The sequence below is a fragment of the Nodularia sp. LEGE 04288 genome, from assembly GCF_963896525.1.
Lineage (GTDB): Bacteria > Cyanobacteriota > Cyanobacteriia > Cyanobacteriales > Nostocaceae > Nodularia.
The window spans coordinates 45,757-62,946 of sequence record NZ_CAWQOY010000103.1; the positions used below are offsets into that span (position 1 = coordinate 45,757).

At 42.9% G+C, this 17,190-nt stretch carries 14 protein-coding genes; 2 read left to right on the top strand and 12 right to left on the bottom strand.

Annotation, left to right across the window (positions count from 1 at the left end):
- Positions 1–507: 507 nt before the first annotated feature.
- Positions 508–1,905 (top strand): carotenoid oxygenase family protein, encoded by a 1,398-nt coding sequence (locus tag AACX33_RS10740; protein ID WP_193998511.1) that lies wholly within the window; start codon positions 508–510, stop codon positions 1,903–1,905.
- A 111-nt stretch (positions 1,906–2,016) separates the two neighbouring features.
- On the opposite strand, the gene AACX33_RS10745 is transcribed toward AACX33_RS10740, so the two are convergent.
- The 12 genes from AACX33_RS10745 to AACX33_RS10800 form a co-directional block, all read right to left on the bottom strand.
- Positions 2,017–3,144 carry a hypothetical protein gene (locus AACX33_RS10745; protein ID WP_193998510.1) on the bottom strand — a complete coding sequence of 376 codons (1,128 nt, stop codon included), beginning with the start codon at positions 3,142–3,144 and terminating at the stop codon, positions 2,017–2,019.
- A 187-nt stretch (positions 3,145–3,331) separates the two neighbouring features.
- Positions 3,332–4,447: an LptF/LptG family permease gene (locus tag AACX33_RS10750; RefSeq protein WP_193998509.1), complete on the bottom strand. Its 1,116-nt coding sequence runs from the start codon at positions 4,445–4,447 to the stop codon at positions 3,332–3,334.
- Between the two features lie 358 nt (positions 4,448–4,805).
- A complete protein-coding gene (gene lptB, locus AACX33_RS10755; protein ID WP_193998508.1) occupies positions 4,806–5,534 on the bottom strand; it encodes an LPS export ABC transporter ATP-binding protein in 729 nt (242 codons plus the stop codon).
- A gap of 27 nt (positions 5,535–5,561) precedes the next feature.
- Positions 5,562–6,020 carry an OstA family protein gene (locus tag AACX33_RS10760; RefSeq protein WP_193998738.1) on the bottom strand — a complete coding sequence of 153 codons (459 nt, stop codon included), beginning with the start codon at positions 6,018–6,020 and terminating at the stop codon, positions 5,562–5,564.
- 385 nt (positions 6,021–6,405) lie between these two features.
- Positions 6,406–6,798: a DUF309 domain-containing protein gene (locus AACX33_RS10765; protein ID WP_193998507.1), complete on the bottom strand. Its 393-nt coding sequence runs from the start codon at positions 6,796–6,798 to the stop codon at positions 6,406–6,408.
- Positions 6,795–7,160: a ferredoxin thioredoxin reductase catalytic beta subunit gene (locus AACX33_RS10770; RefSeq protein ID WP_193998737.1), complete on the bottom strand. Its 366-nt coding sequence runs from the start codon at positions 7,158–7,160 to the stop codon at positions 6,795–6,797. Before AACX33_RS10770 ends, AACX33_RS10765 begins: the two co-directional genes overlap by 4 nt.
- 193 nt (positions 7,161–7,353) lie before the next feature.
- The gene (locus tag AACX33_RS10775) at positions 7,354–8,508 is read right to left on the bottom strand and encodes a DUF58 domain-containing protein (RefSeq protein ID WP_193998506.1); all 1,155 of its coding nucleotides are present in this window, start codon (positions 8,506–8,508) and stop codon (positions 7,354–7,356) included.
- 50 nt (positions 8,509–8,558) lie between these two features.
- Positions 8,559–10,658 carry a PAS domain-containing hybrid sensor histidine kinase/response regulator gene (locus AACX33_RS10780; RefSeq protein WP_193998505.1) on the bottom strand — a complete coding sequence of 700 codons (2,100 nt, stop codon included), beginning with the start codon at positions 10,656–10,658 and terminating at the stop codon, positions 8,559–8,561.
- A gap of 25 nt (positions 10,659–10,683) precedes the next feature.
- The gene (locus AACX33_RS10785; RefSeq protein ID WP_193998504.1) at positions 10,684–12,582 is read right to left on the bottom strand and encodes a CheR family methyltransferase; all 1,899 of its coding nucleotides are present in this window, start codon (positions 12,580–12,582) and stop codon (positions 10,684–10,686) included.
- 79 nt (positions 12,583–12,661) lie between these two features.
- Entirely contained in the window at positions 12,662–13,279 is a 618-nt protein-coding gene (locus AACX33_RS10790; protein WP_193998503.1) for a chemotaxis protein CheB, read from the bottom strand.
- 494 nt (positions 13,280–13,773) lie between these two features.
- Entirely contained in the window at positions 13,774–14,559 is a 786-nt protein-coding gene (locus AACX33_RS10795; protein WP_227789013.1) for a circadian clock KaiB family protein, read from the bottom strand.
- 175 nt (positions 14,560–14,734) lie between these two features.
- Entirely contained in the window at positions 14,735–16,009 is a 1,275-nt protein-coding gene (locus tag AACX33_RS10800) for a type IV pilus twitching motility protein PilT (RefSeq protein ID WP_193998502.1), read from the bottom strand.
- A 657-nt stretch (positions 16,010–16,666) separates the two neighbouring features.
- On the opposite strand from AACX33_RS10800, the gene AACX33_RS10805 reads away from it, so the two are divergent.
- Complete coding sequence (locus AACX33_RS10805; RefSeq protein WP_193998501.1) at positions 16,667–17,041, top strand: hypothetical protein; 375 nt, start codon at positions 16,667–16,669, stop codon at positions 17,039–17,041.
- Positions 17,042–17,190 lie beyond the last annotated feature (149 nt).

The following is a 17,190-nucleotide window of genomic DNA, read 5'->3' on the forward strand; positions in this document are numbered from 1 at the left end:
CTTGTCTTAAATACGCAACAAACATAATTTAACCCTGGCATTTTGAGGCACTGCCCTGATACAAGTTTAATCTACTAATGGCGCACCGAGAAAGATTAGGAAGTATCACAAGTGGATTGCTACTCTGTGAGTCAAGTTGATTAAGTAATATTTTGTGAATCTGCCTCTAAGTATACAAGAGAATTCATGGCACAATTCCCCAGTCAAATTCACCTTGATTAATGGAAATATCATCTACTAATCCATTTTATTCCCCATCGCTATCAATCACAGTTGATAATTTTCTTTGTTTATTAAATAATTTGATCCAATATTTCTCCAAATTGAACGATACTACCTAATTTAACTATTGTTTCAATAGCAGGAATTATCAAAAAATTGCTGATGATTTAATTAGATATTATACAAATCTAAATCATACACAAGCAAAGAATTTGGTGTTAAATTAAATTGGAAAAGCTCATCTATATTGCCAAGCACAATTAAGGCAAGGCTATTATTATTATAATGACAATCACAGCAATCAATCCCTATCTCAATAGCAACTTTGAGCCAATCCGGGAAGAAATCACCACCGATACCCTCAAAGTCATAGGTGAATTACCCGCCAACTTATCAGGGATGTTTGTCCGCAATGGTCCTAATCCCCAATGGTCACCGATTGGTCAGTATCACTGGTTTGACGGCGATGGAATGTTACACGGTGTCAGAATTAGCAACGGTCAAGCCACTTATTGCAATCGCTATGTGCAAACCAGAGGATGGAAAATAGAACAAAAAGCAGGTAAAGCTGTCTGGTCTGGGATATTTGAACCGCCGCAGATGGATAATCCTCATGGTGGATACAAAAACACTGCAAATACAGCCCTCGTTTGGCACGCTGGTCAAATGTTAGCCTTGAATGAAGGCGGTGCGCCTCACGCTATCAAACTTCCTGATTTAACGACAAAAGGTGAATACACCTATAATAACCAATTAGTTTCTGCCTTTACAGCCCATCCCAAGGTAGACCCCAAGAACGGTGAGATGAGATTTTTTGGTTACTCATTAACCCCACCATACCTGCAATACAGCATAGTCTCAGCCGCTGGTGAAATAGTCCGGACAGTGCCAATTGATCTGCCAATGGGGGTGATGATGCATGATTTTGCCATCACTGAAAACTATACAATTTTTATGGATCTGCCCTTGACTTTGAACGCCGAAAGATTAGAACGGGGAGAACCTCTGATCATGTTTGAAAGCGATCGCCCCAGTCGCTTTGGGATTATTCCACGTCATGGCGACAACAGTAATATCCGTTGGTTTGAAAGTTCTCCTTGCTACGTCTTCCATACTCTCAACGCTTACGAAGATCAAGATGAAGTAGTACTCATAGCTTGTCGCATGAGTTCCACCACAGTCTTAAAGGCTGATAATTCCCAAATTGATCCAGATGCAGATATTCCCCGTTTACATTCTTGGCGATTTAACCTCAGCACAGGAAAAGTGCGTGAAGAAATGCTAGACGATGTACCTGCGGAATTTCCCCGCATTAACGAAAACCTGGTGGGACAACCAACACGATACGGTTATGCTGGCAAAATGGGCAACGGTTCCCTACCACTGTTTGACGGATTAATTAAGTACGACCTGAGTGATCAGAAATCCCAAACTCATGAATTTGGCAAAGGACGTTATGGCGGCGAAGCTGTGTTTGCGCCCAGTCTTGGTGCTACAGATGAAGATGATGGCTGGCTGGTGACTTTTGTTTACGATGAGAGTGCAGAAACGTCGGAACTTGTAGTGGTAAACGCCCAAGATGTCACCGCCGCACCTGTAGCGCGGGTACTAATTCCCCAAAGAGTACCCTATGGCTTCCACGGTACTTGGGTTTCTGAGGCACAGTTGAGCGGTTCTAGATAAAGATGGTGAGGGTGTTGAAAATGTAGTCTGCAAACTTTAAGTATATTTATTTAGGGATGAGGGGGATAAAACCAGATATCCCCCAACTTTTCCGGCTATCTGCGGCTAGGCCTAAAATTCAAAATTGGATAAATCAAAATTATTGTTCTGAACTCCACCTGTATTCTGTCCTGGTATCTGACGAGAATTTAAGGAATTAGACTCCATCTGTTGACTAGGCGATCGCCAAATTAAATTACCATTTTGATCAGCTACCACTGGGGACATCTGTGTCATTGTATTGGCAGCTGGAGTCTGGACAGAATTGGGTGTCATATTACTTTGTATCCCAGTTTCCCCACCATAGTTCACAGGTGAAGTCAGGTTTACTGGGTCTATGGGGCTAGGTAAACCCTGGATGCTATCGACACTATCCCAGGAATTTGGCGGTAAGTTATTTGGTACAGCTACAGTTGGTGGAATACCAGTCGCAGTATTTAACCCATTGGGTGAAAAACTTTGGCGCAGTGAACCGTTGTTCAGCGGGGTCTGCATTACTCCAGCAGCAGCAGGTTGTCCTAAATAATTAAATTGATTTGCTGTCTCACCATTTAAACCAGACAAACTTTGGTTGCTTGATTGGTTAAGTGGTGTTTGTGAGGAACCAATTGAGTCAGGATTTTGACCATTCTTAGTTTGATTAACGCCAATAGTCGGTAAATCAGATTTTGCTGCTGTTTCTATTGGTTGAGATGAACCTGCTAAAGAGCTGATACCCAAAGACTGATTACCAATATTAAACGCCCCCGACTGCAATAAATTTTCAGCTTCTGAAACAAAGGGATTCTTCCCTGGATCTGGGGAAACGCTATTAAATGTGCCTATTTCCGAAATGGGTGCGTCACTGTTAGCAGAATCTGGTTTGTTAAGTTCCTGGAGTAAATTATCATTATTATTCTCAGGAGATTTTCTCCGAGAGATATTACCGACCACAGGCATATTTGCCCGTTGAAAATCCCGAAACAAGGCTGGTAAATTATCAACATCTGCCGCGATCGCTCTTTCTTCTGGCGAAAGAGAGGAACTAACTTCTGGGTTTTGCTTGTAAGTAAACACATTGGGGTTAGACCAATATTCCCGAATTACCAGTCCAATCACCGATAAGAAAATTGCTGTTACCCAAAAACTCGGTTTACCTAAATTCCATAACCTAGCTTTGAGATAACGTAAATAGGCGGGGGGATAATCACGATGTGACATAAATATGTATCATAGAGGACTAAAATCTCCTAAAAATTACTGGAAAAACTGTCCAGGTTTTTAGCTTTTCTGAAAAGGAAATGTGGGATTAAAATTGACCCGCGCCAACATTTATCTATACTCTATATTGACACTCCCTCTGGGTAAAGCAAGAAAGATGCAACTTACAGCAGTTTGCCAGTAATCCTCAACGTTCAGCTACCCGCATCAATAAGAATAAACCTATTCCTAAAAACAAGAAATTGGGTAGCCAAGCTCCGATGAAGGGAGAGAACACACCAGCTTGTCCCATTGCACCACTAATAAAGAAAATTAAATAATAGGTAAAAATTACGATGACACTCACACCAAAACTTGTACCTTTGCCGCTACGCTGGGGTCTGGTTCCCATCGATGCACCCACCAAGCCAAAGACTACACAGACAAATGGCAAAGAAAATTTTTGTTGAATCCGGACTTGCAGTTTGCGAATTTTTTGCCTGTCGCCACCAATACGTTCTATTTCTAATTGTTCTAAAGATTCAGCAATATTCATTTCGCCATAGTCTCGGCTTCTCTCGGCTAAGTTTAATGGTGTGCGCGGCAGTTGCAGTTGTTGATGTTCAAACCGTAAAATGTTGCGATAGGAGCGATCTGGAGCTACTAAATAAACCGTACCGTTGTAAAAATCCCAAACGTTATCAGAAGCATTCCACTCCGCAGAGTCTGAAACCACAATTTGATTTAAACCTTCCGTGGAGCGGTCAATAATTGTTAAACCCTTCATCTGCTTACCATCAAACTGGTCAGCATAAAATAAGCGTGCCAGTATCCGGTTTTTGCTACCATCTGGCTGTTCAATGTCTCGATATTCCGGATAGAAGATATTTGACTGCTGAAAAGTCGGTCTGTCTGACTTGAGGGCTTTTTCCAGAGTCATAGTTGCTTGGTAATTTGCGGCTGGTGCTATTTGCTCATTAAAGATAAATGTCATCCCTGTCACCAGCAGACTCAACATCACAGCCGTTAGCACCATGCGATAGACACTTACCCCACAGCCACGCATAGCAATTAGTTCGCTCTCGCTGGAAAGACGACTATAAGTCATCAAAGTAGCCAGCAGGGTAGACATGGGGAAAGCTAAGACCACAAAATTGGGAAATTTCAACAAGAAAACCTGAATTGCAATACTAATTGGCAATCCAGACTCAACAATTTTCCTCACTAGCTCAAACACAGCATCAATAGTGACACCCAGTGATGAAAATGCTCCCACACCAAATAAAAATGGTGCGACCAATTCCTTGGTCAGGTAGCGGTCCATGAGCGTAAAAGGCAACAGCGAATTGAGGCTGTATAAAGAATTGAGCTTCTTTGATATCATAAGGAATTATTAAAATAAAGTATAAACACCCCAGTACCAGCAAAACACGAGTATTTGCTTTAAAATTAGATAAATATCACAATTTTGTGGTCGTTCCTGTCTTCTTGTGCTACTTCAATCAATGGCAAAAGCCGCTAATTTTCAGTCATACCAATTATCTCTAAAAATCAACAGTTATAGCATTTCCTAGTCTAATACAGTACAAAATTATCTGCGTTTATCTGCGTCCATCTGCGTTTAATTATTACTGCTTGTACCTCACTTGAATGGGAATTGCTATAAATGCTCAATTACTAATTTAAGCTTGAAAGTTATCACCCAAATAGTATTGCCGTACCAGGGGATTATTATAGAGTTCTTCAGGATTACCAAAGGCGAGAATTTGCCCCTCACGCATAATATAGGCGCGGTCTGTAATGGCTAAGGTTTCGCGGACATTGTGATCTGTAATTAATATGCCCATGCCGCGATCGCTTAATTGGGCGACAATATGCTGAATCTCGGAAACAGCAATGGGATCAACTCCGGCGAATGGTTCATCCAAAAGTAAAAATTTCGGGCCTTCTCGTCCCGCAGCTAAAGCCCTCGCTAATTCTGTTCGCCGTCTTTCCCCACCAGAAAGTTGAATTCCTTTGCTATTCGCTACTTTTTCCAAACGAAACTCGTGTAGTAAAGCTTGAATTCGTTTTGACCACTCCCATCGTGGCACATTAGTTTGCTCTAGGACTAAGAGAATATTCTCCTGGACTGAGAGTTGGCGAAAAACACTTGGTTCCTGAGCTAAATAACCAATGCCTAATTGCGCTCTTTTGTGCATAGGCATTCCAGTTATTTCTATACCATCGAGCCAAACTTTTCCTTGATTGGGTTTTTCTAAGCCTGTAGCAATGTAAAAGGTCGTCGTTTTACCCGCACCATTGGGACCTAGTAACCCGACGACTTCACCCTGAGAAATGGAAAGGTTGACGCGATTGACGATATTTCGCTTACCGTAAGATTTGTGAATATTCTCTAAAACAATTTTCACGAGTCGCGCCTGTGTTGGTAATTGATGCTAATTAGATTGTCCGCCAACTTCAGAATCATTCACCATGTAGGTAGACTCTACTTGACGGTTGGATTGAGGTAAAGCCACAAAACGTCCTTCGTCAATCAGATAAGTCACTTTCTCTGCACGGATACTATTAACTCCCTCTTGCAAAATATAGACACCGCCCATCAAATCAATGCGGCGTTCCTTGCTAAAGAATTGTGCTTGAGCAGCTGTGGCTTTAATCTGGCGAGCCGGATACAACATCTGCACGTTACCGCGAGCCGTTGCTACTTGTGTGTTGGCGTTATATTCTTGCACATCAGCGCTGATTGTGAGGGGAGTATTTTGCTGAGATGTTTGTGCAGTAGCAGTTTGCATCCGAGAAGGAAATGTCAATGTACCTAAGAGTGCAGCTGGTAGCATCAAGGCTAATCCCACGCGACGCATTTGTGATACTGGTAATTGATAGCAGGACATGATGTTTTAATTACAGATTTAGGATATCAGCTTGTATACTAATTATCTCAATTTCTTTGTCCAGATATAAAATCTACATTCTGGAGTAAGTTGAGATGGTCGCTGGGAATATTGACGCTTTGTCAAGCCTCAAGGTTTCGCCAATATCCACATTTATAGCAGCCCGCTATTGATTTGAATAGGAAGACTCTTAACTAATGGACTATTTTGGAGACAGCAGCCCCGAAGCCTGCATTCCCAGTTTGGGGCTGGGAACGAGTCCATGAGGGGGGTAGTTTTATATCGTGTCCGGTGACGAAGGCCGCAGGGGAGCAGGGAGCAGGGGGAAAGAGGATTTGGCAGTTTTTGCACAGATGCGGCAATGATAATTAATTAGGCGGACATGATATTACTCGTTGATTAGCACTATTTTTGGTGAAGGCAAAGCATGACGATCGCTCAAGTCACCAGCACTAAACTTTTCTGCTCCCATTTGTTGTAATGCTGACAACAATCCTGCACTCTGACTCAATAACTCGTCTACATCAATGCGGCTGTAAACAGATGGGTAACGTCGCAGGCGATTGCTGCCTTCTCCCAGTAAAATTACTGCACCTCGCCAGTTATCATTACCTAAATGATACAACGCTACAGCAATTTGGAGAACGCCTTGATAAAAGGTTTTTTCTGGTTCGCTGGCTTCTATCCACAAAGCCTCTAAAGTGTCATGACAGGCGTAGAACTGTCCAGAGTTAAACTGTTCTACCCCTTGCCAAAACTCTTGGGGGATAATTTCGCTCATCCCATACTTTCTCGAACTTCTTTGATGGTTTCTAGAGTAATTTCTTGTTTTTCTCCCGCAAATTCGTTATCTGGGGTCAGAAACAGCATACAGTGGCATTCTTTGCGTTCTCTCATGGGTACGCAGGGACAGTTCCAATATGTAGCATGGACTTCCGCTTCTTTGTCTTCGTAGTGGCGACAGGGACACAATGGCGCACCTAAATCGTCTTTATGTTTGGCTAGTCCTTCAATTACGACTGCGGTGACAGAAGGTTCAGAACAGAAGTATGTTCCAGTCCGTTTTGCGTACTGTTCGGAAAAATGCCGCATTGCCTCTAGGCTTTTATCGGTGGATGTTGTGTTATTTTCTGATGAGATCATATCGGCGCTCATAATTTAAATATTTCTTTGCATTGTACCTCAGCCTCACGGGGCTATTACTGGGGAGATTTCCCCAATCTGACGGAAAAGGCAGGGAGCAGGGAGCAGGGGAGCAGGGAGCAGGGGGTGGGAAATTACCTCCCTTTCCTCTTTTTTGAACTGATGAGTATTGAAGTCTGATTTGAGATCAGGATCAAGGTAATAGTTTTTGCAGTTGCGGTTGCAGGTCTTGTTCGTTCTGCACAACAATACCAGGGTGATCCCAATTAACTACCGCTGCTTCATCTGGTGAGGTGAGATTTTGCCACAATACCCAACGACTACCTTTGGGTAGGGAAGTCAGGCTTAAGGGGTTTTGAGTTAGCCAAATTAAGGCATTGCTTTGGTCGCTGGTGCTAATCTCTTCTTGATATCTGGTTGCGGCTAAAGTTTCTAAAACCACACGCTCGCCTTGAACTAAACCTGTGGATGCTGTCCATAGTTGCACTTGCATTTGTTGGCGTTGTGCATAAAAGTACAAGGATGCTGCGGCAATTACTGCTTGCTCAAATTGCTCTGAGTTCCAATTACCGGCACTGTCAAGGGCAATGACGATATCTTGCCCATCGGTAACTATTTCTAACTCTCTCACCCGTAATTCCCCGTAGCGGGCGCTGGTTCGCCAGTGGATCAGGCGTGTGGGATCGCCCATGCGGTATGGACGTAGCGATCGCACTAACCCCGAAGTCGCTGTTTGCAAAGGTCTTCCACGGGGATCACCTCTTTTGCTTTCTTCTTGCCCAATTTCATCCACTAGGGGGCAAGTGGTCAAAGGTAACACAGTCGGATAAACAATGGCTGTGGCTGTACACTCACGCCGACGGCGACACCAAAACAATCCTAAAGGCGCACCAGTGGCCAGTTCGACTGTCTGCCAGCGATAGACTCCCCGTTGGGAAGTTGGTTGATAGTATACCCAATGGTAACTGCCTTGACTGTTAATCGTCTCAATGGCGGTTTTAACTGGTTTACCCAAGACAAATGGTAATAAATCCTCTGCTTGTAACAAGCTGACAGCGTGCCGCGTCTGATTGCAGATTTCTAATTCCACAGTCAACTCATCGCCTGCTGAGACAGGTTGCATCGGGCGACGTTTTACAACTAAACCCACTAGCGATCGCGGAGGTAAAAAAGCGGAGATACCTAAAATGGCAAAACTAATGCCACTAATGGCATACAGCCAGCCAGCCATAGTATTCACGGCAGCCCCAAAAAAACAAATAGCAATTCCTGCTAACACCCACCCAGTATATGTAGGAGCAATAGCACGGGTTTCTAACCAGTTGGTGATCGGCTTGATTATCTTCATGTTTCATTTTTAACCCAAAATTTATCTGATCGCTGGGTGGGTTTGTTTGATTAACTCGAAGTCATTTTCGCCATAAGTACATTACTGATGCAATTCAATAATTCATCCGCAGTAAAAGGTTTTGCTAAAAATCCTTGAATTCCCGTCACAGTAGTTTGTACTAAGGCCTCAGCCGCCGCAAATCCACTCATAGCCAGAATTTGTACCTGCGGGTTGATGATTTGCAAAGTGCGAATAGCAGTTCCCCCAGTCATTGATGACATCATCATATCTATCAACACTAGTTGAATGTCCTTTTGATGCTGGGTATAGAGGCTGAGGGCTTCAATGCCATTGTTGGCAATTAATACCCTGTAGTTATGAATCTCTAATGTGGTTTTGGTAATTTGAGTAATTGCCGCTTCCTGATCTACAACTAAAATTAATTCTCCGTTGCCTGTGGGCAGTTTGATTTCATCCACTGTGGGGGGAGTGCGGTCACTACTGGGTAAGTAAATTTGAAATTGGCTACCCACTCCTACTTGACTGGAGACTTCCACAAAACCACCATAGCTGTTGATGATATCAATAATTATAGATAAACTCAAAGCAGTATGTTTACGCTTTTCTTTGGTAGTTAAAAATGCGTCAGCGCTGTTGTCTGAAACAATGCCATCTCTGGTATCACTAACTGTAATCACTATGTAGTTACCAACTTTTGCGCCGATATGCGTTTTCGTAAAGCTTTGATCCATTACGGCTTTATTCGCGGAAATTCGCACTTTACCACCTTGAGGCATGGCATCACGAGCATTCACTAATAAGTTGATCAATACTTCTTGCAGTTGGGCTTGATCTTTCAGAACCAATTCGATGTCTGATGCTATATCTGTGGCAATTTCGATAGATTTAGGAAATATGCCTTTGATTGTTTGCTCAACTTCTTGGATGAGTTGTGAAACTAACACAATTGGGCTTTGGCTTTGAAAGTTGCGGGTAAATGACTGCATTTGTTGGACTAAATCAGTCCCCCGTTTGGTATTAGTTTCCAATAAATTGAGCATCTGTAGCGAACTTTCACCCAACTGGGGATGTTTTAGGGGTAGAAGTTGAGCGACTGTCATCATCGGAGAAAGGATATTATTCAGGTCATTGGCGATCGCACTGGTGAGAGTACCGAGGCTTTCCAATCGCTGGGCGCGTAGCAGCTGCATTTCTACTTGTTTTTTCTTGGTGATATCAGTGTCCACAGTCATGATCGATTTGGGCGCACCTGCGGCATCATACATGAGTATCCAACGGCTGTTAATAATCACGGGCTGGCCTTTCCTGGTGACTTTGCGTAACTCCCCCAACCATGAACCATTCTCCAAAACACTTTTCAGCGCTTCAGCCAGTTGAGGTGAAGCTTCTGGTGTTAACAGTTCCCAGGTATTTCTGCCGATCGCTTCCACGGCGCGCCAGCCATAAATATTTTCTGCGCCTTTATTCCAATATAAAACTTGGTTTTGCAAGTCTCTCACCAGAATGGCATCTGTGGTGATATCTAGCAGCGCCGCCTGTTCGCGGATTTTTTGCTGTGCTTGGAGGCGATCGCTAATATCCCGAAATAGCCATCTCAAGCCCGCTTTTTTTCCCTCAGAATTACCTTCATTCAGGACAACTGTCACTTCCGCCGGAAAGTCTATTTTCCCCTCATTGTGAAATATCCGTAACTCTTGGGTGCTTTTGTGATCTTGCTGCTCTTGTAATTTTCCCATCAAGGAGCGAAATTTTGGCAGTTCTGTCGGATGGACAAACACAGCCAACGGTTTGCCGATCAAGTAAGATTGGCGGACATTCAGTAACTTGGCCGCAGCATAGTTAGCTTCTTGAATCACCCCAGTCACATCAGTAACTAAATATCCATCGGGGGCAAAATTAAATAAATCCTGATAAGACTGGCGTTCTGCTTCTACAAGATGGCGGGTAGCCACTAATTCCTGGTTTTGCTGTGTTAGCTCTTCAGCCAATACGTGTAACTCTTCTAAAGAAATGGCAGTTTCGGCGATCGCTTCTTGCAACAATTCCAGAGAAGCATTCGGCTGTACGATTTGACTAGCACGCTCAGATAAATTATCTAGTCGCTGATGCGCCCCGGCGATCGCTTGTTCTAAATTTTCTCTGATCATTTACCTTCTTCTCCTGTGATTACTCCTATTGTTGTTGCTGTCGTCTTTGGACAATTTCTTTGCTAGAAATCATACTTTTGACTCGATCTACATCTGTCATCATTAATACAGCACCTTCCATGACTGTGCCAAATAAGGGAGTAATAGCCAGATAACATTTTATTTGTCTTCCCCGGCGATTGGTAGCATCTAAAATCATTTCTTGGAACTGCTGCTTCCCAGAGAGGGAATCCCGGATAGGCGATCGCAGTTGCTCCAGAGGCAGACCCACATCTAGACTAAATAAGGATTTTCCTAATACTTCGTCTGTTCTTAAACCCCACAAATCCTCTACCATGTAATTCCAAACTAAGATATTAAAGCTGTTATCAATCACCACTATGCCTGTTTGCAGACTTTTGAGAATGCAGACCAAGAAAACATTAGTGCGGTTAAGTTCTGTGGTGCGTTCGCTGAGTTCGTTATTAATGGTTTGTAATTCTTCATTGGTAGACTGGAGTTCTTCGTTCATGGTCTCCAATTCTTCATTGGTAGACTGGAGTTCCTCGTTGGTAGTCTCCAATTCTTCATTGGTAGACTGGAGTTCCTCATTGGTAGTCTCCAATTCTTCATTAGTAGACTGGAGTTCCTCGTTAGTAGTCTCCAAATCTTGTCGAGAGCGTTGCAAAGCTTCTTGGAGTTGAATAAAACGAGTCACATCATGAAAAACAATGCTTACACCTAACAGAGAATTATCAACATCTTCCAAAGGGATGATTCGCACATCCAAATATTGCATTTCGGCATTGGATAAATAGCGCTCTACATTTGTCAAGGTGATCGTCCGGCGTTCCGCATAAGCCCGTTCAATGAGCGATCGCAATTCTAGTGGTCGGTAGGAAAGTTCTAAATCTTGAAAAGGACGACTTAAATCCTTGAGTGAAAGACCAAACACAGTGCGCGCCTGGGAGTTCATCAGCACTAATGTCCCATTGATATCCACTACGACTTGGGCGATGGTTGCTGAATCAAAAGCCATCTCTCGCAGCCGCATATACCGAGATAAACGGTGGCTAGATTCTTCGTCTACTGTATTTGCCATAACTAGCAGGCGATCGCGTAAATTCCCCACGGTGACTTTGCTAAATATGCGATTTTTTAAGTCTACGGGGGTGAATAAATTGGAATGTATTAATAGCATCTCTGCCTTGCCCAAAAACAGATACCCTGTATCATTAAGAGCAAAATGAAACCGAGCCATAATCCGCCCTTGAGTTTCAGAATTAAAATACATCAGTGTATTGCGACATACCAGCAAGTCTAAACGGGAAATTGGCGCATCTTGCAGCAAATCATGACGACCAAAAATCACTGAACGGCGCAAGTCTTGGCGAAAGACATAGTTATTTCCTGTAGGCTCAAAATATTTTTCTTTCAGTTCCGGTGGTACTAGCTGGACATCCTTAGCTGAATACACTGCTTGACGGGCTTGATTCAGAGCTTCTTCATCTACATCTGTAGCATAAATTTTTACTCGTTGACGAAATTCTTCTGCTCCCAAAATTTCCGCCATCAGCATCGCCAAAGTGTAAGCCTCTTCACCAGAAGCACAACCCGCACTCCAAATCCGGATGTGGTCTAGGTGATTTTTCCGCGCCACAATCTTGGGTAACACTTCCTCTTTTAAGTATTCCCAGGCTGAGACATCGCGAAAAAAAGCAGTCACGTTGATCAGAATCGTGTTAAACAGTTGATTAAATTCGTCTGGATACACTTCTAAATAGTCTAAGTAATCCTCAAAGCTTTCAATGCTCAAAGATTGCATTCGCTTGCGTACCCGACGCATCAAAGTTGAACGCTTATAGCCTGTGAAATCAAAGCCCCGGCTTTGTCTCAAATAAGTAAGTAAATTTTCAAACTCAGGGTTTTTTTCTACGGAATTCATAAATAAGGAATCGGGTACACGGAGACACGGGGACAATTTTTTGCCCCCATCCTCCAGTTTTTTTTTTGCCTAATACGTATTAACCCATAACTAAAGCTACCAAGGTGGCTGATATCTCATCCAAAGGTAAAATAAAATCTACATCACCAGTATTAATTGTGGCATTAGGCATCCCAGAAAATTCGCTGCTTTTTTTGTCTTGGGCAATCACAGTACCACCCATTCTATGGATGGCTTCTACCCCCGTCGCGCCGTCTCTACCTGTTCCAGTTAGTACAATGGCGATCGCGCGGTCTTGATAACTAGTCGCCACAGATTCAAATAACAAATCAGCCGAGGGGCGGACAAAATTTACTGGTTTTGATTGGGATAAACACAGTATGCCATCGCTGTTCACCAGTAGGTGATAATCAGGCGGTGCAATGTAAACTGTTCCTGCCTCCAGACAGTCACCTTCTTCTGCCTGCTTGACTTTCAGAGCCGTGTGCCGATCTAAAATCTCTGCCATGAGTGAGCCATGCTGGGGAGCCAGATGTTGCACCACTGCGATCGCGGCCGGAAAATCTTTTGGTAATGTTGATAGTAATTTAGTCAGGGCAGTTAAACCCCCAGCCGAAGATGCTATGGCCACAAGATCGACCCTAGCATGAGCAAAGCGAGGTGGATAATCCTTAGTATTTTCTGCCCTCTGTGTCATAGATAGCGATCGCCAACTTTTGAGTGCTAGTATAGTTATTGATGAATTAAATTTATTTACACCAATAAATATATTGTAGATTATTTGCTCACCCCCTGTATTTTTCTATAAAAATATTAAGATTAATAGTTGATATTCCTGCTTTAGCAAATATTTGAATTGCCCAATTTACTAATCAGATTTATTGATAAATTGGAGCATTTTAGCTAATTTTTTGGGTTCTTTTTCCCACTGAACTAAACGCAACGAAAACAATCGTCATTTCCCTCCCTGACTTCACAAACCAGAAGTGAGTACACAAGAGGAATCCAGACTTGGCGTGTGCTTAGGGACTTCCAAGGAATAAAATCCCCAATTAATTTGTAGGGTGGGTTAGGATATTAGTCCGTAACCCACCATTGTCCTTAAGTTTATGGTTGATGGTGGGTTACGCTGCGCTAACCCACCCTACACAGACAAAACCCAGCGACCTGGGTTAAAAACCCTAATTTTGGTTAAATTTTTTCGGTAGCGCCTAACATCTGTAAAAGTTTATCGACATTATCTATATCCCCAACAATGCGCCGAATCGGTTGCGGCCAAACCTTGACGAGAGTGGGAGTGGCTGAAACTTGATCAATTTCTGCCTGTTCGGGATTCGTTAACACATCAATCACCTTCATTGTGTAAGGATACCCCAACGATCGCTCTAAAAGTCCGTGCAGATTCTGAAGAATCCGCTCAGTGTTTGCACTATGTCCAGCCACAAATAAGCGTAAAACATAACACTCAGCTTGTAACTGTAATTTTTGCGTAGCGATCGCAGGTGGATAATACTTGGGTTTCGATTGCGAACAGTCCAAATCCACAATCAAATCATGGTCTTCCCAAAGTTGGGGAAAGGTGGAGCGATAAGTTGACAATACCATGCGATCGCACAAACCCTCCTGCCAAGGTGCTGTTTGCCAAACTAACTCCGTGCCAAAAATCGCGTTCAGTACAGCCTGATGTCGGATTACAGCCGGATAAGCTTCCGCAAAAGTTCTGACTTGATGCGTATGTGGATCTAACCAATGGTCAATAGTTGCAGTATAACAAGGTACTAAAAAATGTGGCGGTTCTCGTAAATCTAAGATTTCCTGCAAAACAGCACACAAATGTAAATGCCATCGACCCTGCTTGTTAGGGTCGATGCAGTAAATTAAATCTCCTCCTGGTGTAAAAAGGGCAATACCTTTGAACAACTGGGGTTTAGACCGTTTATCTGTGATCAAGTCAGTTAGAGGGTTGAGGGCAAACAAAAGTCAAAAACTTGGCTTTTTTACAGAAGAGGCAGAGGGGAAAGGGGCAGGGGGGGTACAAAGCCCCGCCCTTTTAAGGCGCTTGAACTGGAGGGCGGAGTACAAGCTCCGTCTTTTGTCCTCTCCCTTGCTCCCTGCTCCCTGCTCCCCTGCTTCTTTTGATCCTCCATTGTACCTAAACTCGTCCTCGGAGAAACTGTGCCATTTCGTTAGGAGTTGGGGACATTTCCAAAGCTGTTTCTTCTGTAATCCGACCTTCTTGGTAGAGATTGAACAAAGACTGATTCATGGTAATCATCCCATCAAAACTGGCTTGCTTCATCAACTCAGTAATATCATCATACTTACCATCTTTGATCCATTCTTTGATGGCCTCAGTGTTAATCAGGATATCGTGGAATGCCGCCCGCTTACCATCAGTTGTGCGGCACAAACCTTGAGCAACCACTGACACTAAAGACTCGGAAATTGCCACCCGCATAGCGTCTTGTTCTTCACCTGCGTAAAGATTGAGAATCCGCTCAATCGTTTTCACCGCACTATTGGTGTGCAGAGTTCCCATAACCAAGTGACCAGTCTGAGCCGCTTTCAGGGCAGTATTCACTGTTTCTTTATCGCGCATTTCCCCCACCAGAATCAAATCTGGATCTTCGCGTAAAGCTGCTTTTAAAGCGTTGTCAAATTTCCGGGTGTGCATTCCTACTTCCCGTTGTCTGACTAAAGATTTGTGGCTTTGGTGGACAAATTCAATCGGATCTTCAATAGTGATGATATGTTTAGGCATCTCTCTATTGATATAGTCAATCATCGCTGCCATTGTCGTCGATTTCCCCGAACCAGTTGGCCCCGTGACTAAAATCAACCCTTTGTGGTAGTGACAAATATCCCGCAAAATAGTCGGTAATCTTAACTGTTCCATAGATAAGATTTTCAGAGGAATTAACCTCAGCACCATTCCATAGCCTTTGAGGGAGCCAAAAACATTAATCCGCACACGGGCAAATTCGTACTGAGTTGCACCATCAAATTCTAGAGATTCTTGAAAATGCTGAATCTCTGCCTCTGTCATCACCTCCAGCAACCAACTCATAAATGTCTCTTTGTCGGTTTCTGGATAATCCGTTGTGATTATTTCTCCTCGGTTGCGGAAACGGGGGATTTCACCTACTCCCAAATGAACATCAGAATATTCTAAATCGTAAGCTTTTCTAATCAGCTGCGCTAAACTGAGCGTCGGAGTGGGAGGGGTAGTTTTAACAGTTACAGAAGCAGGCATCGGTGGGGGACTACCCGGACGATGACTAGCAGCTTGACTGGAACTCCTATTGGACATATCCAAGGTTTGTGTAGCCTGGCGTTGCGTTAAGAAGGATGGCGGAGGTGGCGGGATCAGCGGTACGTTTCGGGGGGAAACCGGATTTGAATTTGATGGAACCTGTGATTCTGTCATATAACTTTAAAATGTGGAATTGCTCTACTCAAATCAGGGAAAAATCTCTTGTGGCCACTTTGAATGCCGTGGAAAGGTGACTCAGAATGTGAACGCCACAAACCGTTAAATTAGATTTTTCATACTTGTATATTTTTTAGTCTCAAAAGAATATTTTCGATTTTTGCTCATACAGACTTGTTTAACACACTACATCCATTCAAGTCCTACAGTAAATATAACTATAAATAGAAGTTCATTTAAATACTCAGTCTGATAAATCAGAATTTTTGATGTCAAACATAGACGTAAAGAGATAGCAAAATCAACGGGGACAAATTTTTCAGATTTTTCTGAGAATTATGAGAATTAGGGACAGTTTTTATAAGAAGTGTTAAGTAAATGCGAATTTATCAGGGGGAAACGCACTGGTATAGCCAAGCCCTATTATCCTCTATGCCTAAAGGTAGATGCCATAAACGAGGTCAAAAATTAAATGTGAAGTAGACGTTACATTCACAGGTACAAAAAATCAAGTGTAAACTTTAGTAAATAAATGCTCATTTTATTAAAAGCTTTCTATATACTGAAATTTCAATTGAACGATTCAGTTAACTCGTGAACAACGATATATGACTGAGATAAAAACCTTGCTGTATATTTTTGGGAGGAAAAGTCATGGTTTCGGCTCAAAGCTCTAATCTAGGAAAGACCTACTCCTTGATGATGATCAAAAGTTTTTTGATTTGGACTTTCACATTGGCAGTATGCTTGTTGGTTGTCGGTTTTCCATTAGTCTTTTTGATGGCTACGGTCGGATGCTTGTTGTCAATTGTGTTGCAGTCTGTAATGCCTGTTAGTGCAGTTTTGCTAGTATCTGGCGGTTTAATCATGTTTAACGTCTTGGCAGTGATGATTGCTGCTGGCGTGTTGACTTTCAAGGGCATACATCCCAACGAAGTCAAGTGGTTGAGCTGGTTAAATGGAGAATCTGAACAAATGCAGACTTCTGTATATGCCGCTTGTCCTTTAACTTGCGACATCGAGGTATAGTTAGTCCTGCTCAATTCGACAAACAGAGCATCTGCCCGGTTAAGCCGGGTTTTTTCATATTTTGATTTTTGATGACCAATTCTAATCCCGCTATCTTCAAGATACCGGGATTTTTAAACTGTTAACACAATAGGGAGTGGGGAGTGGGG

What these genes read in the sequence shown, in the direction of transcription:
- AACX33_RS10765 (WP_193998507.1), bottom strand. Translation starts at nt 6,798, where the DNA reads ATGAGCGAAATTATCCCCCAAGAGTTTTGGCAAGGGGTAGAACAGTTT.
- AACX33_RS10785 (WP_193998504.1), bottom strand. Translation starts at nt 12,582, where the DNA reads ATGAATTCCGTAGAAAAAAACCCTGAGTTTGAAAATTTACTTACTTAT.
- AACX33_RS10745 (WP_193998510.1), bottom strand. Translation starts at nt 3,144, where the DNA reads ATGTCACATCGTGATTATCCCCCCGCCTATTTACGTTATCTCAAAGCT.
- AACX33_RS10805 (WP_193998501.1), top strand. Translation starts at nt 16,667, where the DNA reads ATGGTTTCGGCTCAAAGCTCTAATCTAGGAAAGACCTACTCCTTGATG.
- AACX33_RS10740 (WP_193998511.1), top strand. Translation starts at nt 508, where the DNA reads ATGACAATCACAGCAATCAATCCCTATCTCAATAGCAACTTTGAGCCA.
- AACX33_RS10775 (WP_193998506.1), bottom strand. Translation starts at nt 8,508, where the DNA reads ATGAAGATAATCAAGCCGATCACCAACTGGTTAGAAACCCGTGCTATT.
- AACX33_RS10790 (WP_193998503.1), bottom strand. Translation starts at nt 13,279, where the DNA reads ATGACACAGAGGGCAGAAAATACTAAGGATTATCCACCTCGCTTTGCT.
- AACX33_RS10750 (WP_193998509.1), bottom strand. Translation starts at nt 4,447, where the DNA reads ATGGACCGCTACCTGACCAAGGAATTGGTCGCACCATTTTTATTTGGT.
- AACX33_RS10770 (WP_193998737.1), bottom strand. Translation starts at nt 7,160, where the DNA reads ATGATCTCATCAGAAAATAACACAACATCCACCGATAAAAGCCTAGAG.
- AACX33_RS10800 (WP_193998502.1), bottom strand. Translation starts at nt 16,009, where the DNA reads ATGACAGAATCACAGGTTCCATCAAATTCAAATCCGGTTTCCCCCCGA.
- AACX33_RS10780 (WP_193998505.1), bottom strand. Translation starts at nt 10,658, where the DNA reads ATGATCAGAGAAAATTTAGAACAAGCGATCGCCGGGGCGCATCAGCGA.